Raw genomic sequence first — 20,120 nt, 5'->3', positions numbered from 1 at the left:
TGTAAATTTCTTTCTTACTATGACGATTTTTTAGAATTTACCCTCTTTTGCAGCTTCCTCAATGCCAACGGCTACAGCTACGGTAGCGCCGACCATCGGGTTGTTGCCCATACCGATCAGACCCATCATCTCAACGTGAGCCGGTACGGAGGAAGATCCTGCGAACTGTGCATCGGAATGCATACGTCCCATAGTATCTGTCATACCGTAGGAAGCGGGACCTGCTGCCATGTTGTCCGGATGAAGAGTACGGCCTGTACCGCCGCCGGAAGCAACGGAGAAGTATTTCTTACCCTGCTCCAAACATTCTTTCTTATAAGTACCTGCTACCGGGTGCTGGAAACGGGTCGGGTTGGTGGAGTTACCGGTAATGGATACGTCCACGCCTTCTCTGTGCATGATAGCAACGCCTTCTGTTACATCGTTAGCGCCATAGCAGTTAACTTTGGCACGGAGCCCCTCAGAGAAAGATTTTCTCCAAAGCTCTTTTACTTCGCCGGTGTAATAATCCATCTCGGTCTCTACAAAGGTAAAGCCGTTGATTCTGGAGATAACCTGAGCGGCATCTTTTCCAAGACCATTTAAGATAACACGCAGCGGGTTCTTACGAACTTTGTTCGCTTTCTCGGCGATACCGATAGCGCCCTCTGCTGCTGCAAAGGACTCATGTCCAGCCAGGAAGCAGAAACACTCGGTATCTTCTTCCAGAAGCATCTTGCCAAGGTTTCCATGGCCCAGACCTACTTTACGCTGGTCTGCTACAGAACCGGGGATACAGAAAGCCTGAAGGCCCTCACCGATTGCTGCTGCCGCATCAGCTGCTCTTCTGCAGTCTTTCTTAATTGCGATTGCGGCTCCTACTATGTAAGCCCAGCATGCATTTTCAAAACAGATCGGCTGAATCTTCTTCACCTGGTCATATACATCCAGACCGGCGTCCTTTGTAATTTTCTCAGCTTCTTCTATAGACGCAATGCCGTAGCTGTTCAGCACAGCATTGATTTTGTCAATTCTTCTTTCATATGATTCAAATAAAGCCATTCTTCCTTACCTCCTGGATTATTCTTCTCTTGGGTCAATGATTTTAACAGCATCTGCAACTCTGCCGTACTGGCCTTTAGATTTCTCCCAGGCAGTGTTCGGATCGTCACCTTTTTTGATGAAGTCTGTCATTTTACCAAGACTTACAAACTGATAACCGATAATCTGATCTTCTGCGTCAAGAGCGATGCCGGTTACATAACCTTCAGCCATCTCCAGGTAACGCGGACCTTTTTTCAATGTACCGTACATAGTACCAACCTGAGATCTTAAGCCCTTTCCTAAATCTTCCAGGCCTGCGCCGATCGGAAGACCATCCTCAGAAAATGCGGACTGTGTTCTGCCGTATGCGATCTGCAGGAACAGTTCTCTCATAGCGGTATTGATAGCGTCACATACCAGGTCGGTATTCAGAGCTTCCAGCACGGTTCTGCCGGGCAGGATTTCGGAAGCCATAGCAGCGGAATGTGTCATACCGGAGCAGCCGATTGTCTCAACCAGAGCTTCCTGGATAATACCTTCCTTTACATTCAGAGTTAATTTGCAGGCACCCTGCTGAGGCGCACACCAGCCTACACCATGTGTCAGACCGGATATATCGGAAACATTTTTAGACTGAACCCATTTAGCTTCTTCCGGGATTGGAGCTGCACCGTGGTTAACACCCTGTGCAACTGTACACATCTTTTCAACTTCATGTGAATAAATCATGATAAGACTCCTTTCGATTTGCATTAATAATCAAGGACATTTTCGCATAAATTCGCCAAAATGTCCATCCTTTTTTACAGATCCTCCTTCGCCACGATCTCGCCCATATTTTTATAGATACTTTTTGCCGGGACAATCCCCCGGACCATGGACAAAGGATAAACAGTGGTACCCTTGCCGATCACAGTGCCAGGATTCAGGACGCTGTTGCAGCCCACCTCCACCCGGTCTCCTACCATAGCCCCTACTTTTTTGATGCCGGTATCCAAACCCTCCGTTTCTCCATGGATCACAACCATACTTTTATCGGATTTTACATTGGAGGTAATTGCACCCGCGCCCATATGAGCCTTATACCCCAGGATGGAATCCCCTACATAATTGTAATGGGGCACCTGCACCTTATTAAATAGAATCACGTTCTTAAGCTCCGTAGAATTGCCCACCACAGATCCTTCCCCGACGATGGCATTTCCCCTGATAAAAGCACAGTGACGGATCTCGGCCCCTCTGCCAATAATCACCGGACCGTTGATACAGGCCGTAGGCGCCACCTTCGCGTCTTTTGCAATCCATATCCTGTCTCCCCGTTTCTCATACAGCTCCTTCGGCAGAACGTTGCCCATCTCCACGATGAACGCCCCGATCTTCGGAAGAGCCTCCCAGGGATAGACAGCCCCGGTAAATACATCGGAAGCGATAGTCTGGGTTAAATCATACAACTGTTCCACTCTGCATTGATCGAAAAAATCCATTCTGACTATTTTCCTTTCTTTTTATAATAGACAGCCGCAGCATCAAAACAGCTCTGCAGCACACGCTGGTTGCGCAGTCCCTTTACCCCCTCGGTCATACGTGTGACAAAGCCTTCCAGCTTTGCCATATATTCATCCGGGGTGATCTCTCCGTCCGCCACCAGGTTAAGCCCCTTCTCCCAGCTGGCCGTCAAGTCCGGATTAAGCATGGAGCGGATGGAATTATTGACCACATCAAATACCATCTCACCCAGCTGATTGGGGGTCACCACCTGGGTTTTCTTATTCAGATTCAAATAGTTAATTTTAACCAGCTTCCCGAGGATTTCCGCCCTGGTGGCGCTGGTACCGATTCCGCTGCCCTTGATCTGGGCCCGCAGTTCCTCATCCTCGATAAACTGCCCCGCATTCTCCATGGCCAGAATCAGGCTTCCGGAATTGTATCTCTTCGGAGGCGTCGTCTCCCCTTCCTTTACATCGAGGGCGGAAACCGTAACCTCCATCCCCTTTTTCAGCTTGGAAAGAGCACGGTAGAGTCTGCGTTCTTCCTCCTTGACCGGCTGGCCTCCGGCTACGATGAGATAACCTGGATCTACCAGTATCCGGATATTGGTAAAGAAGTGCTCCCCGCGGATTTCAATATCCGCATTGATTTTCTGATAGACAGCCGCAGGAAAAAAGATGCTCAGGAACCGGCGGACAACCACATCGTAAACCGATGCCGCCGTCTGGCTGACGCTGTTTAACGCTCCCAGCCCCTGGCCTGTGGGAATGATGGCATAGTGGTCCGTAATCTGCTTGTCATTTACATACTTAGTCTTAGCCAGTCCCTTATAGCTTCCCTGCTCTAATACCTGGCCCGCAAAATCACCGCATGGGCCATAGCCCTTCAAACCTTTCAGATTTTTCGTAATCTCCTTGCTCACAGCCGTGGAAATCACTCTGGCGTCTGTTCTCGGATAGGTGACAAGCTTCTTCTCATATAACTCCTGTACAATCTGCAGCGTCTGATCCGGGCTGATCTTAAACAGTCTGGAGCACTCATTTTGAAGCTCCGCCAGGTTATAGAGAAGGGGCGGTGCTTTCTTCTCCTGCTTCTTTTCTACCTTGACAATGGTACCCCTTACCGGCTGTTCCTCTTCCAGATATGAAATTAATTCCCTGGCGTCTTTCTCCGCCTTGAATCCGTTGTCTTTATACAGAAGAGGCGACTGAAAATACTTCGTACCTTCTACTGCCTTCCACTCTGCTTCAATCGTGGTTTCTTCTTCCGGTATCGTCGCAACAACCCGGTAAAACGGCGTTTTAACAAAGGAACGGATCTCCCGCTCTCTTCTTACAACCATTCCCAGCACACAGGTCATTACACGTCCGACCGAGATAGCCGACCATTTTCCAGTGTTCCGGTAGTTCATCACCGTACTTCCGTACTGCAGCGTCAGCACCCTGGAGAAATTAATTCCCATCAGATAATCTTCCTTCGCCCGCAGATAGGCTGCATCCGCCAGATGATCATACTCCGACAGCGGTTTTGCTTCCTTGATTCCTCTGAGTATCTCTTCCTCCGTCTGAGAATCAATCCAGACTCTCCGCTTATCCTTGGAGGCTGAAACCTGAGCCATCTGATCCACCAGACGATAAATATATTCTCCTTCCCGCCCCGAGTCGGTACATACATAAATCCGCTGCACATCCTCCCGGTTCAGAAGGTTTTTCACTGTGTCAAACTGCTTTTTAACAGATGGTATTACCTCGTATTTAAAATCCTTCGGCAAAAAAGGCAGGGTCACAAGCGACCATTTCTTTAATGCAGGGTCATAGCTCTCCGGATAACTCATCGTTACCAGATGACCCACACACCAGGTCACAATGGCTTCTTCTCCCTCCAGAAATCCATCTTTTCTGTTCGTCTTAAGCTTTAAAACCCGCGCAAATTCCTGCGCCACACTGGGTTTCTCGGCGATGTACAAATCCTTCATACACACATCCTTACTGTATTTTCCCAACACATATTCTAAGTATAAGTATAGCTTTTTCTTCATTCTATTGCAACCGAAGCGGACAAAGTACAGACAAAATCAAATTAGTGACTTGCAGTATCGTATTCCATATTGTGCCGGTCTGCGGTAAAATAAAAAAAGAGTTCCAATGACAAATGCCTGTACAGGAGGCCCGTATGATACGAAGAGCAGAAATGAATGATCTTCCCGCAATTATGAAATTGATTGAGGAGACCGTAACCATCATGGAAAAAGAAGGAAATACCCAGTGGGGGCCGGCGTATCCCCTTGAAAGTGACTTTCGGGAAGACATCCTCTCCGGAAGCCTCTGGGTCTATGAAACAGCAGAAATCCTGGCCGGTGTGGTCTGCATCAATCAGGCTGCTTCACAAAAATATGACAGGATTTCCTGGAAGCTGCCCGCTCCCGCCCTGATCATCCACCGGATGGCTGTAAGCCCTGCGGTCCGCCGCTGCGGGATTGGGACGGCTCTTCTTAACTTTGCAGAAAGGCAGGCCGCGGCTTCCGGCATCGCAACCCTGCGCACTGACACCTTCTGCAAAAATCCCGGGATGAATTCGCTGTTTCAGAGAACCGGGTTTTCACTGGCCGGCTCTCTCTACTCAGAGCTGAAACAGGGGGAATTTTATTATTATGAGAAACCGGTTCAAAGAGATGCAGATAACCATTGAAACCACTGTACCCGACCGGTTATTTCATGGTATAATCAAAGTGAAATATTTTCTCAATTTTTATAAAGTGAGTATGAACGAAAACGAAAACACACATTGAAGGAAAATACATACGCAAAGGAGGTCATGCCGCACCGCTTCTTTCAATGTAATACCAGGCATGAATGAATAAAACTATGACTCCAAAACAACACTATTATGAGAACATCGCCGATACCGTGATCAAGAAATTTAACCTGCGGGGCATCGAAGGGTATTATTGTGCGACGAAGGACGAGGCGCTGGCTACCGCCAAACGGTTCCTCACCCCAGAGTGTACCGTGAGCTGGGGCGGTTCCATGACACTGAATGAGATTGGTCTGATCGATGATCTATATTCCAGCGACTGTATCGTCTATGACCGGTTTAGTGTTCCGGCAGAAGAAAGGGCGGCGATGTACCAAAAGATCGTAGGTTGTGATTACTACTTTATGAGCTCCAATGCTATCACCCTGGATGGACAGCTCATTAATGTAGACGGCGGCGGCAACCGGGTTGCCTGTCTGATTTATGGCCCTAAAAATGTCATTGTAATCGCGGGCATGAATAAACTGGTGCCCAATGTACAGGCCGGCATGGACCGGGTGAGAAATATGGCTGCGCCGCCAAACTGCAACCGTCTTGAGCTGGACACGCCCTGCGCCTCTTCCGGCCAGTGCGCCAACTGTCTGGTGGATGACTGTATCTGCGCGAACACTGTAATTACCAGAAAGTCTATGACTCCAGGGAGAATCAAGGTCATTCTGGTAGGAGAAGAACTGGGATATTAACATCTTGGCCCGAACGGCAGAAAAGGAGAAATGTTATGAGGAAAAAAAGGGAATTACAAAGTTTTACCCCCGGAACCAAAGAGGATTACCGTGTTGACGTAACCGTGGATGTAACCAAAATCGTAAAATACTGCTGTGTATGCGCTGTCTGTATCGTAGGGATCATATTCGGTGTCAACACCTATATCAAGATGTTAAGAGAAAAAGACTGATAACTATTATTACGTATAATAATAGCCGGGAACGTCTGCTGTATGCAGAACTTCCCGGCTATTTTTAATGTCTCTCTTTAAGTCCTGCCCGAAGCGCAATAAGCTGTTCTTCTTCTACTTCTCTGTTCGCTCTTTCAAGCCCCACTGCAACCGTAAATAATCCCATCCAGATCAGAAAGCTATAGTCCGGCAGAAGCCGGAAGCTGATACGTCCGGATTTATAATCCATAGCTGCACCCAGCTCAAATGGACAGGTAGGGGGAATCGTATTGTTCAGGCCAATCACCTCGCTGTCACCGCAGTCTTTCATGATAAAATTATCTGTATTTGTCTGCTCAACAACAACGAATTTAGGCTGACCGTCAATTTTTCCTTCCATCATATATATGGTATACTGAAAAATTTTCTTTTCTGTTATTCTCTGATTATAGGGAAAATAATGTTTCAGAACTGCTTCGCTGCTGTCAAATCCGCTCTTTTTCCCCGTCGGTATAAGAGAAAGCAGAATGACCAGAACAAACCATAGAAATATCCGGCTAATTTCCTTGATATCCTCCGTCCTTTTCTTTTGCTTCCAGGGCGTACACAAAAACTTACTGTTCATCGCGGCACCTCCATTCATAAAATGGAACCAAACGGTGTTTATATTTTTATAAACAAATTGTAACTTCAATGATATAGCATTAACGTGTTTAATCCTTGCTTTGACAAGCTGATTGGATACGTTTATTTCTTTTCTCTACAAAATTCAAATTGCTTTCTATCCAAGAGAAATACGAATCGACAGTTTTAGGAAGTGGAGAATAAGTGAATGCTGGCTCTCCTAACCATAACTTTACTTCGCTATAATCAGAACTCACGCAATCTTGCAAATAAAAAAAATCCACATAGCCTTTAAAATCCATAAACAAATCGAAGAAACCTTTATCCTTTTGTAAAACATCATACAAAGGACTTACTTCTCCTAAATAATATCTGCGAATGCACTCCAAAGATAAATCCCACCTATCCATGATAAATGGATTACAACCTCTGCTTTGATTTATTCCGCCTATTCTTTTTGGAAAGATGATGGCTCCGCCGATAGTATATGAACGATGTAAGTAATTCTCCATATAACTTTTATAATCAGGGCGCGCTTGTTTAACTTGCTCCATCATTTCTCTATATTTATTATATCTGAAACTTGCTGTAATCGAATCACTGCCAAATCTAAAATCTTTCCAAGTTAGATATCTTGAACCTGTCCCCATAGACAAATCCATATATTCACCATTAGGTAATTTCTTACTCCACAAGATTTGATGATATTTTTGTAGTGTTTTACTAAATGCATCAGGATCATTGCCACCTGCTCCCAGTCCATTATTTCTATCCCAAAATCCTAGCCAATAATCAGATGTATCTGTTGTAAAATCAAACGATATATCTATTTTATCCATATAAGAACACTTCTCTTTCTCGTTTTACATCTTTTTAAATCCTACGCATAGGATAGCAGAGCCGGCCGCCCTCGCATATTATGGTTTCCCTTAAATCTGTCCGTTTCTCAAACGCTTTGCTTTTTGAGAAGTAGCAAATAGCTTCGCTGCCGCTCAGCTATTTTTTATTATATCATCTTCATAGAAGCAGTGCCAGCATTCATTCTCTGTCGTATCCCCCTTCTTGTTAGCACTCATTTTAATCGAGTGCTATTTTTCTCTTGACTTTTCCCATAGACCGTATTAATATCTCAATAGTAGATAAAGACAGACGATTTCGATATCAAATTATTTAAAGGAGTGTGACAATAAATGGCAGACAAACACGGCAGTCTATCCATTAACAGCGAAAATATTTTCCCCATCATTAAGAAATGGCTTTATTCCGATCAGGATATCTTTGTAAGAGAATTGGTATCCAACGGCTGCGATGCTATCACCAAATTAAAGAAACTGGAAATCATGGGGGAATATAGCTTCCCGGACGATTATAAGAGTGAAATCCAGGTTGTTGTAGATCCGGAAGCTAAGACGATTTCCTTTACGGATAACGGGATTGGTATGACCTTTGAAGAGGTGGACGAGTACATCAATCAGATCGCATTTTCCGGCGCGGCAGATTTTCTGTCCAAATATAAGGACAAAACAAATGAGGACCAGATTATCGGCCATTTCGGTCTGGGCTTCTACTCCGCCTTCATGGTGGCGGATCTGGTTACTATTGACACCCTGTCCTTTGCGGAAGGTTCCGTTCCGGTACACTGGGAATGTGACGGCGGCACCGATTTCTCCATGTCGGAGGGCAGCAAAGATACCATCGGTACCACAATCACTCTTCATCTGTCCGAGGACTGTCTGGAGTATTCTAACGAATACCGGGTTCGTGAAGTAATTGAAAAATACTGTTCATTTATGCCGGTTCCGATCTACCTGTCCAAGGCAAACGCGGAACAGGAATTTGAGACAATTGACGCCTCCGACATACGGGACGATGATGTGGTAGTGGAGCGTTTCACCGAAGAGGCAAAGACAGAAGAAAAGGAAAATGAAAACGGAGAAAAAGAAGTTGTAGAAATCTCACCGGCAAAGGACAAAGCGAAAATCAATAAGCGTCCTGTTTCCTTAAATGATACGAATCCGCTCTGGACCAAGCATCCCAATGACTGTACAGAGGACGATTATAAGGAATTTTACCGCAAGGTGTTCCACGACTATAAAGAGCCCTTATTCTGGATTCATCTGAATATGGATTATCCCTTCAATTTGAAAGGTATTTTATATTTTCCAAAGATTAATATCGAATACGAATCCATTGAAGGAACCATCAAACTGTACAACAACCAGGTGTTTATCGCCGACAATATCAAAGAAGTTATTCCTGAGTTCCTGCTTTTATTAAAAGGTGTCATTGACTGTCCCGATCTGCCTTTAAATGTATCCAGAAGTGCATTGCAGAACGACGGTTTTGTAAAGAAAATATCGGATTATATTACGAAGAAGGTGGCGGACAAGCTCACTGGCCTGTGCAAGACGGAGCGGGAATCCTATGAGAAATACTGGGATGATATCTGCCCGTTTATCAAGTTTGGCTGTCTGAAGGACGAGAAGTTCTATGACCGTATGAAGGACTGTCTGCTGTTTAAGAATCTGGACCACAAATATCTTACTCTGGCAGACTGTATTGCCGCGAACAAGCCGGAAGATGAGAATGAGAAGGCAGAGGAGCAGACGGTTGAGGCAGCGGATGCCGAAACAGAGGATGCTTCTGCTGAAGATAAGAAGGAAAAAGATCCCGTCGTTATCTATTATGTAACGGACGAGGTTCAGCAGGGCCAGTATATCAATATGTTCCGTGAGAACAATATGGATGCGGTTATCCTGCCCCACAACATTGATACGCCGTTTATTTCTCTGCTGGAGGGCAAGGATGAGAATCTGAAATTCCAGAGAATCGACGCAGATCTGACCGACAGCCTCAAAGAAGAAGTATCAGAAGAAGAGTTAAAGGAAACCACGGAAGCTCTCACCGAACTGTTCAAAAAGGCTCTGGGTAAAGATCATCTGGAATTAAAGGTGGAGAAGCTGAAAAATAAGGCTATTTCCTCTATGATGACCCTTTCCGAGGAAAACCGGAGAATGCAGGATATGATGAAGATGTACGGCATGACCGATCCGAGCGCTTTCGGCGATTCCAATACGCTGGTTCTAAATGCCAATAATACACTGGTCCAGTATTTGACAGATCATAAGGATTCCGAACACGCCAACATGATCTGTGAGCAGCTTTATGACCTGGCTCTGCTTGGCCATCAGCCGCTGACATCCGAACAGATGAGCAAATTTATTGCCAGAAGCAATGAAATGATGCTGTTGCTTGCAAAATAGAATATAATAGAAAAACAGAGACTTCCCAGAAATAAAAAAATTGGGAAGTCTCTGTTTTTCCATACTCTCTGGTTACAAATCCAGCCTGTTCCGGCGGTAGATCAGATAAAAGGCCACAAGAAACAGAAGGAAATTGATAGCGATTACCGTTATAGCATCACCGGTTTTCGCCGTCCCCATCATAATGTTGCTGATCTGCTGCCCGTAAGTAAATCTGGACACAGAACCTATCGTTTCGTTAAAGGCAGAAAGCATAGGCAGAAAAGCAAAAACCATACCCGCCGGCACCGCCAGTCCATTGGCTCCGGCCATATTTTTTGCATACGCACCAAGGGTCAGTCCCAGCAAAACCGATACCATCGAACCAATGAACTGTGCAAGCAGAAAACGGGCGGCCATCGCCATAGTGAACTGACCGCCGACAAAAAATAAGGCACTGGTGCAAAACGTGCATAAAAGCACAAAGCTTCCTATGCTGAGCATGTATTCCACCGGGTTCACATTGGCAAAAATCAAAACACGAAGGGTGTTCTTTTCTTTTTCTTCCGACAAGATGGATGCCGTGGTTACGATTGGTGTAAATACCGCATGCATCGTTCCAAACAGAGAGATGAATAGCTCTGCTTCCCCCATCTCCCCCGCTATCGCACTGCCCATAATAATAGCAATGATAGGATAAACCACAAACAGGACCAAAACCGGGATATTTTTAACCGAATCCTTCAGCTGCTTCCAAAAGATCGCGGTAATTGTACGCATCTGTATCATTCTCCTAATCTCCTTCCTGTCAGTGTCATGAACACGTTTTCCAGATTTGGCTCGGAGGAATGGATTGCCTCCACCTGATCAGCCTGGAATAATTCTGCAATTTGGGCGGCATTTTCCGGCATATTATCCAGAACCTCCTGGCTGCCGTCTTTCTTCAAGATCGTGATTTGATTTGTTTTGTTATATTTCCGGCAGATTTCTTCCGGCACCCCGTATTCCACGATTGTTCCTTCATGAAGCAGAGCAATATGAGCGCAGAGTTTCTCCGCCTCCTCCATATTGTGGGTGGTCAGAAAGATCGTTATACCCTGCTCCCTCAGTTCAAAGAGCAGCTCATGTATTTTCTCCGCCGCAGCCGGGTCCAAACCACTTGTAGGCTCATCCAGAAAGAGCAGTCCGGGGCTGTTTAAGATAGCTCTCGCCAGTATCAGCCTCTGGCGCATTCCCTTGGAGAGCTTTCCGGCAGCCGTCCTGCTTGCCCCGGTAAGCTTCACCTTCTCCAGCAGTTCATTGATCCTCTCTTTTTTAACACCCTCTATCTTTGCAAACAGCACCATATTGTCCATCACATTTAAACGTTCATACAGGCCGCTGTTATCCAACACCATACCGATCCTGCCATAGTCTTCCCGTCCCAGGCTGCCGGCCTCTTTACCAAAGATACGGGCTGCCCCTGCTGAAGCCGGTATCTGCCCGGTCAGTATTTTAATCAGCGTAGTTTTTCCTGCTCCGGATGGACCCAGAAGGCCAAAGATTTCCCCGTTCGGTACCGTCAGGCTGATGTCATTCAAGACATTTTTACTTCCGAAACTTTTCTGAACAGAAGTTATTTCAATACAATTCATTTGACCGTCCCCTCCTTTTTCTCTTTATACTCCTGAAGCAGACGGTCATACCGCTTGCCCTCTAACCGGTTTTTTGTCATCACAATAACCGTGCTGACACCAAAACAGATAAAAAATGACAGGAAAAACCCAACCCATGCCTGCCAGAAATGAATTGGAAACCAATCAAACAGGATAATAAATACCACAATAACCGCAATCGAACAGATCACCATCCAGGTACATTTCCACAGCAGCATCTTATTTTGAAAGAAACGGCTGGAAAAAAAGAATACCTTTAGGGAGGCGATTACAACAGAGGAACCCAGAATCTGAAAAATCGTTGAAAACGCAATGCCCTTCCCTCCCATCTGAAACAGGCTGGATATCTCTTTAACTTCTTCACCCGTAAACAATCCGATTAAAGTCAGCAGCAGAACGGTAACGGAGAAGGTTATCATTATCTGCCCCAGAAAATGATATTTGGAAAGCCAATGTTCCTTCATTTATCTCACCCCCAGTTTTTTCTTAATGGTACCGGCGTACTGCCGAGACACAGCCAGCCGCTCGTCGTTGTTCATAGTTACCATGAGTTTACCATCCAGATCCGGCCGGATGGACCGTATCTGATTGAAGTTAATAATGCAGGACTTTCCTGCCCGGAAGAAGTCGCTGTCCGCCAGCTGCTCTTCCAGTTCATATAATTTAAAAGAAGTCTCATAGACCTCCTTGCCTGTATATAAAAATGTCTTTTTATCCGCGGTGTCAATGTAAAGGACCTCCGATGCGTCCAGAATATAGGTCTGGCCTTCCTTCTCTCCGGTCAGCTTCTGTTCCATGATCCGAAGCATAGCGACAATCTTCTCCACATTTTTATCCAGCCGCCGGCAGCGGATCGTTATTTCGGTTTCCTGAAGATCGCCTTCCTCCTGAATATGCAGTTTCACGGTCTCACCCCCTGCCCTATACTATATGGGTCCTTTCTTCTCACTTCAAGCGTTCTTTCCTAAGTTGCAGAAATTGGCACCTAAGTTTCAAAAAGCGGCCGGCTAATTATACAAAAGCGGCGGTCCAGCATTTCCAGCTGACCGCCGCTTATCTTCTTTTACCTGTTTCTTTTCACAAGACAGCTATGCCCGTTCTTCGATCTCCATCATCATCTGAACCCGTTCTCCATGGCGTCCGCCTAAGAACTCTGCTCCCAGCCACTCATCCACAATCATTTTAGCCAGTTCCACGCCGATCACTCTGGCTCCAAATGCAAGGATATTCGTGTTATTATGCTCTTTCGAAAGTTTTGCCGTATAAGGTTCGCTGCAGACAACAGCCCGGATTCCTTTCACCTTATTGGCAGAGAGAGAAATACCCACACCGGTTCCGCAGATCAGGATACCGCAGTCTACCTCTCCGGCCGCCACGGCTCTGGCTACCTTTTCTCCATATACCGGATAGTCGCAGCGTTCCGTGGTATACGTGCCGTAATCCGCGACCTCATACCCCTTTGCCTCCAGATAACTCTTGATCTCGTTTTTCATATCGACAGCAACATGGTCATTTCCAATTCCTATTTTCATTTTCAGCCTTCCTTTCCGTCCCGCAGACGGGACAGTATTGTTCTATAGTCCTCGGGTTTCCCGAATAAAGCCGATGTTCCCAGCACGAAGCCATCCACACCTAGTTTCCGCAGTTCCTGAATCCGTTCCGGCGACATGGCTCCATCCGTCACCAGCCGAAACGCATACTTTTCTTTCAGCGCCGACAAGCGTATCAGCTTATCCGTCACAAATTCCAGATAGGCCTGCCCGGCAAATCCCGGATTCACGGTCATTGCCAGAACATAGTCTGCCAGCGGCAGCAGTTCCTCCACCGTCCCGATGGAAGTCCCCGGGTTCAGGGCCAGTCCCGCTTTCGCCCCCAGATGCTTTATTTCTTCCAGTATCCTGGCCGGATGCGATCCTGTCTCCCCATGGACATAAATAATATCCGCGCCGGCCTGTCCAAATATCCTGACCGCTGTTTCCGGTTCCTTCACCATCAAATGCACGTCCACCGGCTTCCTGGTATTCTTGCGGACACATTTAAAATCTTCCAGACCCATCGCGTAATTGGGTACGAAATTCCCATCCATCACATCCACATGAAACAGATCCGCTCCCGCCTCATCCAGCAGCCTGACCTCTTCTCCCAGGCGTTCAAAATCCGCACACATCATCGATGGACACAATAGCTTCTTTGTCATTTCCGACTCCCCCTGTAGAAACCGTCTATCCTAATTTTTCCCATGATAGGCCGCATATTTTTCATCAAAATCTTTCAGCATCTCTTTTAACAGTTCCGGTGTATCCAGACCATACGGACATTTACCTTTGCAATGCCCGCATCCAATGCAGTTCTCAATCCGGTGCATTTTTTCATACCATTCCTCGTTAAGCCACCGGTCCAGCGGGGAACGCTGCAGCATAAAGGACATTCTGGCAGCAATATAAATCGGAATATCTGCCGGACAGGGCATACAATAACCGCAGCCCCGGCAGAAGTTGCCCAAAAGCTCCTGACGATCCTTCTCGATAACGGCCTCAAGTTCATTTGTCATTGCCCCGTCCGTTTTGCTTAAGGCCAGCCATTCATCCAACTCGGACTCCTTCTGGATGCCCCAGATCGGAACAACATTTTCAAACTGCTGCATATAAGCATAGCAGGCAGCGGAATTATTCAACAGTCCGCCCGACAGGCCCTTCATAGCGATAAAGCCCATATCTTTTTCCTTGCATTTATTAACAATTTCCAGATCCTTTTCCGTTGAGAGATAGCTGAAGGGGAACTGCATCGTCTCATACAGGCCGGTATTGATTGCCTCCAGCGCTACATTCAGCCGGTGATTGGTTATACCGATATGCCGTATGTATCCCTTTTCCTTCATTTCCAGAGCCGCTGCAAAAGCGCTGTCCGGGTCATTCACATCCGGGAGTACCGCCGGGTTATGAAATTGAAACAAATCAATGTAATCCGTCTGAAGCATGCGCAGGCTCTTTTCAATATGTTCCATCGCCGTCTTCTTATCGGTTCCCTGGCTTTTTGTGGAGATAACGATATGATGGCGCACATCCTTAAACGCCCGCCCCAGCTTTTCCTCACTGTCTGTGTAAGCGTTAGCCGTGTCATAGTAGTTTATCCCGCCGTCATAAGCCTTTCGCAGAAGCCGGACAGCTTCATCCATGGGTACCCGCTGAATCGGAAGCGCTCCGAATGATGTTTTTGTCACCATTAATTCTGTTTTTCCTAATCTAACCATTTCCACTTCGCATCAAATCCTTTCCTGATCATTTCGTCTCAATATTGTAACAGGCCCGAAGCCCTTTGCGCCATTGAATTATCGTTATGTTAAATATACCATAACATGTGTGCTTTGTCATTCTGTACAGAAATAGTCCTTCGCTTCTCTTTTCAGCCAGTAAATTATCCTTCGATTTTTCTTGACTTAAAGTTTACTTGAAGTTTTATAGTAAAGAAAATACAGCAAAGGAGAGTGACTGAATATGGAAAATTTTAGATTTTATGCTCCTACCTATTTTTGCTTCGGCGACGACAGCGAAACAAATATCGGGGAGCTTGTTGAGAGGTTCGGCGGTTCTAAGGTACTTCTTCACTATGGAGGCGGTTCCGTAAAACGCAACGGTGTATATGATAAGGTGGTGGCCGCCCTTAATCAGACGTCCATTCCTTTTGTAGAACTGGGCGGCGTTATGCCTAATCCCCGGAGCGGTTTAGTTTATGAGGGTATAGAATTGTGCCGGAGGGAAAATGTGGATTTTGTTCTGGCAGTCGGAGGCGGCAGCGTCATCGATTCTGCCAAGGCAATTGCGCTGGGTGCGGTTTATGATGGGGATTTCTGGGATTTCTATAAAAACAGTATGCCGGTAGGCAAGGCTCTTCCTGTCGGCACGGTCCTTACTATTGCCGCGGCAGGCAGCGAAGGTTCCCCGGATACGGTCATCACCCATGAGGACGGCATGTTAAAGAGAGGGGCTTCCGGCGAAGCGCTGCGGCCCAGATTTTCTGTTCTAAATCCTCTGTTTTATTGTACGCTGCCTGCCTATCAGACAGCCTGTGGTATAACAGACATTATGGTTCATGTATGCGAACGGTATTTTACCAACACAAAAGATGTGGAGATTACGGATCGTCTCTGCGAAGGCGTCCTGAAGGCAATGATTGAAGAATCGCCAAAAGTCCTCGCCGATCTGAACAACTATCAGGCCAGGGCCAATGTGATGTGGAGCGGAATGGTCGCCCACAATAACATCGTGGGCGTAGGCCGTTCCCAGGACTGGGCCAGCCATAAGATCGAGCATGAACTGTCCGCTCTCTATGATGTGGCACACGGCGCCGGTTTGGCTGTTATCATGCCGGCCTGGATGAAATATGTCATGCATCACGATATCAATCGTTTTGCCCAATTTGCGGTACGTGTATGGGATTGCGACATGAACTTTGCAAACCCTGAGATCACCGCTCTGGAGGGAATAACCCGGTTCCAGAACTTCCTGATATCCCTTGGTATGCCGTCCAACTTTAAAGAATTGGGGGCAAAAGAAGAGGATATCCCGAAGATGGTTAAAATTATGGGGGTTACCGACGAAAGTAAGATCGGCGGCTTCGTGAAGCTGGGTCCTGCAGACGTGGAAGCTATCTACCGTCTGGCACTTTAAACTTTAATAATAGAGAAACGGCTATGCCGTTTCTCTATTTTGTTTGGGGAAGGTCAGGATTGTTCGATATCCCTGATGCGGCTTGCTTTCGATCTTCAATGATCCGCCGTGTACCTCGGTAATCTGCCGGACCAGTATAAGCCCCAACCCGTGGCGCAGATCCAGCCGTTCATCCGTACTTTCCATATAATGCGGTTTTTCTTCCAGTTCTTTTTGTTTATCTGGCATTAAGCCCACACCGTTATCTGAAACACTCAAAGTAACAGATGTATCGGAGCAGTCAAGACTAATCTGAATTTTACAGCCCTGTGGGTTATGCCTGATACTGTTCTGAACTAGATTATTTATTGCTCGCGTGATTAACCGGGAGTCACAGTCCATTCGTGCTGATTCAGCTGCCGGTCTTATTTCAACATCAAGTGAATCGTGTTCAGGGAAACCCGTGTTCAGGAGTTCAGCTGCGTAGGCGCGCAGCAGCCTGGATACACGTATCGTTTCTTTGTGCAGCGGCTGCATATCATATTCCAGTTTCGATACCAGGTTTAAATCCTGTACCAGTTCTTTTATTTTAACGCTCTGCCTCTGAACTATTTTAGCCTTATCCCTAATAACGCATCCGGCACTCTCATCGTCTGCAATCTGACCGGCATATCCCATTATCATGGAGAGCGGCGTACGAATATCATGGGATACACCGCTGATCCAATTTGCCCTTGCCTCATTCTGTCTGCTTAATATGTGTGACGCTTTGCTAACACTGTCGGCGACATCTGACAATTCGCCTTTCATGGCAAGTGATACCGGTTTACCATTAGAAAGCATTTCTATTGAAGAAATAAGCGGCTGGATATCTTTTATCATTTTTAGTTTCGAGATGTAGTAAGCTGCGAATAACAACAGAATATCCACAACAAGGATACCTGCAAAATAAACCGGCATCGCTTTCACCATATCCGAGGAATAATAATTACTGATTAATTTCGTATAGGTCCCTTCCGGATACCCCAGCACTAATAAGCCCTCTCCATCATTCTGAACAAAAACCGGGTAATTTTTAAGATAACCTCTTGAAAAAACAGCTACATCCTGAACGGTGTAGTTAACAGGAATTTCAGATGGCAAATCTACCGACCATACGCAATTTCCGTACTGATTTAAATACATGGCCCATATTCCATTGCGGTGAAGAAGCTCCTGCGTTTCATTTGAAATACCGCTGATTGAACTGTCCGCCGCTGTTTTCTCCAGCATCCTGCGAGGGGAGGTATCACCATAATCATTTGTCACCGCGCCGTAAAATGTACCCACAAATATAATAACATTCAAAATGGCCAATAAGAAAATGAAAATAGAAAAGGACTTAAAATACTTTGTCATGTATTTTGCAAATGATTTCATGGCATCACATCCTTGTGTTCAGTTTATAGCCAAGCCCCTTGATGGTTATTAGAGAGACCGGTTTTGATGGATCGTTTTCTATCTTCTCCCGTATACGCCTTACATGGACATTCAGGCTGTTTTCGTATCCAAAGGGATTATCTCCCCATAATGCTTCACACAGAGTGTCAACCGTAACGATTTTCCCCTCATTCCGCGCCAGCGTTTCCAGCAGAGCGTATTCCTTCGCGGTCAAAGCTGTCAATTGGCCATCCTTATTTACTTCGGCCCGGCTGAAATCTATCGTGCACCCCTCCAGTTTCACAATACCGCTCTCTTCCTTATAACAACGGCGCAGGACAGCCCGGACACGAAGAATCAGTTCCTGTGGCATGAACGGCTTTGCGATATAATCGTCTGCGCCAAGGCCAAGACCGGCCAGTTTATCAGAGGCTTCATCCTTAGCCGTTAAATAAACAATCGGCACATCCGTATATTTCCGCATTCCCCGCATGAGGGAGAAACCATCTCCATCCGGCAGCATGACATCAAGGATCGCCAGATCAGGTTTTTCTTTCTTACAAATCTCAATTCCATCTCTAACTGTACCAGCCGTAATAATATTATGGAATCCATTATCATGCAGGATTTCGGATACCATCTTTAACAAATCAGGTTCATCATCAACAAGCATTATTTTCTTATCATTTAAAAATGAGTGTTCCAATATATCGCCCCCCTGAACTATTATAGCACAGAGCATCTGCGCGGCGTCTGTTCTCAGACAAAAGTAAGGTAAACGTAAGGTTGCCGGAAGGGAGATGTCAGGTTAATGCTGTAGTATAGAAGCAGTGAAAGGAGATGCTTCTATGGATTACATTATTACAACCCACCAGCTGACTAAAAAATACAAGAGCTTTACCGCCGTGAATGGTGTATCTATCCATATCCGACGAGGAAGTATTTATGGATTTCTAGGCCCCAATGGCGCAGGCAAGTCCACTGCTATGAAAATACTGCTGGGACTGACCTCACCCACAAGCGGGGAATTTTCAATCGACGGCAGGCACTTTCCCCAGGATAGGCTTACTATTTTGAAGGACATCGGTTCATTTATTGAATCACCTTCCTTTTATTCTAATCTTACCGGCTATGAGAATCTTGACATAATCCGCCGTATTCTAGGTCTGCCGAAAAGTTCAGTGGAGGATGCTCTGGATCTGGTTGGGCTTTCCGAGTTCAGCGGCCGTCCTGCAAAAAAATATTCGCTGGGCATGAAACAGCGCCTTGGTCTTGCAGGCGCTCTGATCGGCAGGCCTTCTATTCTTATTTTAGATGAGCCCACCAATGGCTTAGACCCTTCCGGTATTCACGAGATTCGTAAATTAATAAAATCACTGCCCGTTTTATATGATTGTACGGTACTGATTTCATCCCATATGCTGTCAGAAATTGAACAGATGGCCGATGATATCGGTATCCTGAACCACGGACGTCTGCTGTTTGAGGGAAGCAGGAACGAGCTTCGTCAAAATGCCCTGAAGGCCGGATTTTCCGCCGACAACTTGGAAGATATGTTTCTTGCTATGGTGGAGAACGATAATAAAGCCAGAAAACAGAGGGCACAGTTATGAATACTTTAGCCATAGAAATTAAAAAAGTAAAACGGACGGGTGTAATTCCCACTCTTCTCATTCCAGGAATTATAGGTGCCGCATATGCCTTTGCTAACTTTCTTGTCCGCAAGGATACATTACTCCATTTACCGCTGGCTCCAATGGATGTATTACTGACCCAGCTCTATGGCGTGATTATGATCTTAAATATGTTCGGAATCATAATAGCTTCCTGCATGAGTTATAACATGGAATTTAAAGAAAACGCCATTAAAAAAATATACATGCTCCCTGTCAGTGTGTCTGGCGTGTATCTATGCAAATTTATCCTGTTAACAATCTCGCTTTTCATCGCAGTTACCCTTCAAAATCTGGCTCTGATCCAGATCGGCATTACCGAGCTTCCTCCAGGTACATTTGAAGCCGGAACCCTCTTTCAATTTGCTTTTTATTCGTTCCTGACTGCCATGCCGGTGCTGTCATTTATGCTGTTGGTTTCTTCCCGGTACAAAAACATGTGGGTTTCTCTCGGCATAGGCGTTGCCGGCTTCCTGAGCGGGATGGTTCTGTCCACCGCAAAATCAGGATTCTTCCTGGTCAGCCCATTTGTATTAATGTTAAAACCCGCCGTTGCAATGAGTGCTCAGCCGGATTTAACCATCAGCGTTCTTTCGTTATTTGAGACATTTCTGTTTCTCGGTCTGGGTCTTTGGCTGACCCATAAACTGCATTATGAATAG

Annotated in this window: 22 protein-coding genes; 7 read left to right on the top strand and 15 right to left on the bottom strand. The window is 46.0% G+C overall.

Annotation, left to right across the window (positions count from 1 at the left end):
* Nucleotides 1–30: 30 nt before the first annotated feature.
* From ABCW47_RS13655 to topB, 4 genes are all read right to left on the bottom strand, one after another.
* Nucleotides 31–1,041, bottom strand: a complete 1,011-nt coding sequence (locus tag ABCW47_RS13655) for a GGGtGRT protein (RefSeq protein ID WP_343210491.1) — start codon at nucleotides 1,039–1,041, stop codon at nucleotides 31–33.
* Nucleotides 1,042–1,059: 18 nt separating this feature from the next.
* Nucleotides 1,060–1,752 carry an iron-sulfur cluster assembly scaffold protein gene (locus ABCW47_RS13650; RefSeq protein WP_343210490.1) on the bottom strand — a complete coding sequence of 231 codons (693 nt, stop codon included), beginning with the start codon at nucleotides 1,750–1,752 and terminating at the stop codon, nucleotides 1,060–1,062.
* Between the two features lie 74 nt (nucleotides 1,753–1,826).
* The gene (locus ABCW47_RS13645; protein ID WP_343210489.1) at nucleotides 1,827–2,507 is read right to left on the bottom strand and encodes an LbetaH domain-containing protein; all 681 of its coding nucleotides are present in this window, start codon (nucleotides 2,505–2,507) and stop codon (nucleotides 1,827–1,829) included.
* Nucleotides 2,508–2,512: 5 nt separating this feature from the next.
* Nucleotides 2,513–4,486 (bottom strand): DNA topoisomerase III, encoded by a 1,974-nt coding sequence (topB, locus tag ABCW47_RS13640; RefSeq protein WP_343210488.1) that lies wholly within the window; start codon nucleotides 4,484–4,486, stop codon nucleotides 2,513–2,515.
* Nucleotides 4,487–4,683: 197 nt separating this feature from the next.
* Here topB and ABCW47_RS13635 point away from each other — a divergent pair, with 197 nt between their 5' ends.
* The 3 genes from ABCW47_RS13635 (at nucleotide 4,684) to ABCW47_RS13625 (ending at nucleotide 6,220) form a co-directional block, all read left to right on the top strand.
* Entirely contained in the window at nucleotides 4,684–5,199 is a 516-nt protein-coding gene (locus tag ABCW47_RS13635) for a GNAT family N-acetyltransferase (RefSeq protein ID WP_343210487.1), read from the top strand.
* 164 nt (nucleotides 5,200–5,363) lie between these two features.
* A complete protein-coding gene (locus ABCW47_RS13630) occupies nucleotides 5,364–6,008 on the top strand; it encodes a lactate utilization protein (RefSeq protein WP_343210486.1) in 645 nt (214 codons plus the stop codon).
* Between the two features lie 35 nt (nucleotides 6,009–6,043).
* Nucleotides 6,044–6,220 (top strand): hypothetical protein, encoded by a 177-nt coding sequence (locus ABCW47_RS13625; protein WP_343210485.1) that lies wholly within the window; start codon nucleotides 6,044–6,046, stop codon nucleotides 6,218–6,220.
* A 64-nt stretch (nucleotides 6,221–6,284) separates the two neighbouring features.
* On the opposite strand, the gene ABCW47_RS13620 is transcribed toward ABCW47_RS13625, so the two are convergent.
* Together ABCW47_RS13620 and ABCW47_RS13615 are read right to left on the bottom strand one after the other, a co-directional pair.
* Entirely contained in the window at nucleotides 6,285–6,824 is a 540-nt protein-coding gene (locus ABCW47_RS13620; protein ID WP_343210484.1) for a hypothetical protein, read from the bottom strand.
* Nucleotides 6,825–6,912: 88 nt separating this feature from the next.
* Nucleotides 6,913–7,662, bottom strand: coding sequence for a DUF6994 family protein (locus tag ABCW47_RS13615; RefSeq protein ID WP_343210483.1), 750 nt, complete (start codon nucleotides 7,660–7,662; stop codon nucleotides 6,913–6,915).
* Nucleotides 7,663–8,013: 351 nt separating this feature from the next.
* Here ABCW47_RS13615 and htpG point away from each other — a divergent pair, with 351 nt between their 5' ends.
* Nucleotides 8,014–10,086: a molecular chaperone HtpG gene (htpG, locus tag ABCW47_RS13610; protein WP_343210482.1), complete on the top strand. Its 2,073-nt coding sequence runs from the start codon at nucleotides 8,014–8,016 to the stop codon at nucleotides 10,084–10,086.
* Nucleotides 10,087–10,158: 72 nt separating this feature from the next.
* On the opposite strand, the gene ABCW47_RS13605 is transcribed toward htpG, so the two are convergent.
* From ABCW47_RS13605 to ABCW47_RS13575, 7 genes are all read right to left on the bottom strand, one after another.
* Nucleotides 10,159–10,854, bottom strand: coding sequence for an ABC transporter permease (locus ABCW47_RS13605; protein ID WP_343210481.1), 696 nt, complete (start codon nucleotides 10,852–10,854; stop codon nucleotides 10,159–10,161).
* Nucleotides 10,851–11,699, bottom strand: a complete 849-nt coding sequence (locus ABCW47_RS13600) for an ABC transporter ATP-binding protein (protein ID WP_343210480.1) — start codon at nucleotides 11,697–11,699, stop codon at nucleotides 10,851–10,853. The genes ABCW47_RS13605 and ABCW47_RS13600 overlap by 4 nt, the downstream gene beginning before the upstream one ends.
* Nucleotides 11,696–12,184: a hypothetical protein gene (locus ABCW47_RS13595; protein WP_343210479.1), complete on the bottom strand. Its 489-nt coding sequence runs from the start codon at nucleotides 12,182–12,184 to the stop codon at nucleotides 11,696–11,698. Before ABCW47_RS13595 ends, ABCW47_RS13600 begins: the two co-directional genes overlap by 4 nt.
* The gene (locus tag ABCW47_RS13590) at nucleotides 12,185–12,625 is read right to left on the bottom strand and encodes a LytTR family DNA-binding domain-containing protein (protein WP_343210478.1); all 441 of its coding nucleotides are present in this window, start codon (nucleotides 12,623–12,625) and stop codon (nucleotides 12,185–12,187) included.
* Nucleotides 12,626–12,808: 183 nt separating this feature from the next.
* The gene (rpiB, locus tag ABCW47_RS13585) at nucleotides 12,809–13,252 is read right to left on the bottom strand and encodes a ribose 5-phosphate isomerase B (RefSeq protein ID WP_343210477.1); all 444 of its coding nucleotides are present in this window, start codon (nucleotides 13,250–13,252) and stop codon (nucleotides 12,809–12,811) included.
* 2 nt (nucleotides 13,253–13,254) lie between these two features.
* On the bottom strand, nucleotides 13,255–13,917 hold the full coding sequence (locus ABCW47_RS13580; RefSeq protein ID WP_343210476.1) for a ribulose-phosphate 3-epimerase: 663 nt from the start codon (nucleotides 13,915–13,917) through the stop codon (nucleotides 13,255–13,257).
* A 30-nt stretch (nucleotides 13,918–13,947) separates the two neighbouring features.
* The gene (locus tag ABCW47_RS13575) at nucleotides 13,948–14,976 is read right to left on the bottom strand and encodes an aldo/keto reductase (RefSeq protein ID WP_343210475.1); all 1,029 of its coding nucleotides are present in this window, start codon (nucleotides 14,974–14,976) and stop codon (nucleotides 13,948–13,950) included.
* Between the two features lie 238 nt (nucleotides 14,977–15,214).
* On the opposite strand from ABCW47_RS13575, the gene ABCW47_RS13570 reads away from it, so the two are divergent.
* Nucleotides 15,215–16,387 carry an iron-containing alcohol dehydrogenase gene (locus tag ABCW47_RS13570; protein WP_343210474.1) on the top strand — a complete coding sequence of 391 codons (1,173 nt, stop codon included), beginning with the start codon at nucleotides 15,215–15,217 and terminating at the stop codon, nucleotides 16,385–16,387.
* A gap of 21 nt (nucleotides 16,388–16,408) precedes the next feature.
* Here ABCW47_RS13570 and ABCW47_RS13565 read toward each other — a convergent pair whose 3' ends face one another.
* Both ABCW47_RS13565 and ABCW47_RS13560 read right to left on the bottom strand, forming a co-directional pair.
* Nucleotides 16,409–17,785, bottom strand: coding sequence for a sensor histidine kinase (locus ABCW47_RS13565; RefSeq protein WP_343210473.1), 1,377 nt, complete (start codon nucleotides 17,783–17,785; stop codon nucleotides 16,409–16,411).
* Between the two features lie 4 nt (nucleotides 17,786–17,789).
* Nucleotides 17,790–18,491, bottom strand: coding sequence for a response regulator transcription factor (locus tag ABCW47_RS13560; protein WP_343210472.1), 702 nt, complete (start codon nucleotides 18,489–18,491; stop codon nucleotides 17,790–17,792).
* Between the two features lie 142 nt (nucleotides 18,492–18,633).
* On the opposite strand from ABCW47_RS13560, the gene ABCW47_RS13555 reads away from it, so the two are divergent.
* Nucleotides 18,634–19,398 (top strand): ABC transporter ATP-binding protein, encoded by a 765-nt coding sequence (locus tag ABCW47_RS13555; protein ID WP_343210471.1) that lies wholly within the window; start codon nucleotides 18,634–18,636, stop codon nucleotides 19,396–19,398.
* On the top strand, nucleotides 19,395–20,120 hold the full coding sequence (locus tag ABCW47_RS13550; RefSeq protein ID WP_343210470.1) for an ABC transporter permease: 726 nt from the start codon (nucleotides 19,395–19,397) through the stop codon (nucleotides 20,118–20,120). Before ABCW47_RS13555 ends, ABCW47_RS13550 begins: the two co-directional genes overlap by 4 nt.

This window comes from Anaerolentibacter hominis, assembly GCF_032380675.1.
Lineage (GTDB): Bacteria > Bacillota > Clostridia > Lachnospirales > Lachnospiraceae > Anaerolentibacter > Anaerolentibacter hominis.
This window is presented reverse-complemented; position numbering and strand designations above follow the sequence as displayed.

Excerpts from the sequence above, each read along its gene's own strand:
- ABCW47_RS13655 (WP_343210491.1), bottom strand. The coding sequence starts at position 1,041 with ATGGCTTTATTTGAATCATATGAAAGAAGAATTGACAAAATCAATGCT.
- ABCW47_RS13650 (WP_343210490.1), bottom strand. The coding sequence starts at position 1,752 with ATGATTTATTCACATGAAGTTGAAAAGATGTGTACAGTTGCACAGGGT.
- ABCW47_RS13645 (WP_343210489.1), bottom strand. The coding sequence starts at position 2,507 with ATGGATTTTTTCGATCAATGCAGAGTGGAACAGTTGTATGATTTAACC.
- topB (WP_343210488.1), bottom strand. The coding sequence starts at position 4,486 with ATGAAGGATTTGTACATCGCCGAGAAACCCAGTGTGGCGCAGGAATTT.
- ABCW47_RS13635 (WP_343210487.1), top strand. The coding sequence starts at position 4,684 with ATGATACGAAGAGCAGAAATGAATGATCTTCCCGCAATTATGAAATTG.
- ABCW47_RS13630 (WP_343210486.1), top strand. The coding sequence starts at position 5,364 with ATGAATAAAACTATGACTCCAAAACAACACTATTATGAGAACATCGCC.
- ABCW47_RS13625 (WP_343210485.1), top strand. The coding sequence starts at position 6,044 with ATGAGGAAAAAAAGGGAATTACAAAGTTTTACCCCCGGAACCAAAGAG.
- ABCW47_RS13620 (WP_343210484.1), bottom strand. The coding sequence starts at position 6,824 with ATGAACAGTAAGTTTTTGTGTACGCCCTGGAAGCAAAAGAAAAGGACG.
- ABCW47_RS13615 (WP_343210483.1), bottom strand. The coding sequence starts at position 7,662 with ATGGATAAAATAGATATATCGTTTGATTTTACAACAGATACATCTGAT.
- htpG (WP_343210482.1), top strand. The coding sequence starts at position 8,014 with ATGGCAGACAAACACGGCAGTCTATCCATTAACAGCGAAAATATTTTC.
- ABCW47_RS13605 (WP_343210481.1), bottom strand. The coding sequence starts at position 10,854 with ATGATACAGATGCGTACAATTACCGCGATCTTTTGGAAGCAGCTGAAG.
- ABCW47_RS13600 (WP_343210480.1), bottom strand. The coding sequence starts at position 11,699 with ATGAATTGTATTGAAATAACTTCTGTTCAGAAAAGTTTCGGAAGTAAA.
- ABCW47_RS13595 (WP_343210479.1), bottom strand. The coding sequence starts at position 12,184 with ATGAAGGAACATTGGCTTTCCAAATATCATTTTCTGGGGCAGATAATG.
- rpiB (WP_343210477.1), bottom strand. The coding sequence starts at position 13,252 with ATGAAAATAGGAATTGGAAATGACCATGTTGCTGTCGATATGAAAAAC.
- ABCW47_RS13580 (WP_343210476.1), bottom strand. The coding sequence starts at position 13,917 with ATGACAAAGAAGCTATTGTGTCCATCGATGATGTGTGCGGATTTTGAA.
- ABCW47_RS13570 (WP_343210474.1), top strand. The coding sequence starts at position 15,215 with ATGGAAAATTTTAGATTTTATGCTCCTACCTATTTTTGCTTCGGCGAC.
- ABCW47_RS13565 (WP_343210473.1), bottom strand. The coding sequence starts at position 17,785 with ATGAAATCATTTGCAAAATACATGACAAAGTATTTTAAGTCCTTTTCT.
- ABCW47_RS13555 (WP_343210471.1), top strand. The coding sequence starts at position 18,634 with ATGGATTACATTATTACAACCCACCAGCTGACTAAAAAATACAAGAGC.
- ABCW47_RS13550 (WP_343210470.1), top strand. The coding sequence starts at position 19,395 with ATGAATACTTTAGCCATAGAAATTAAAAAAGTAAAACGGACGGGTGTA.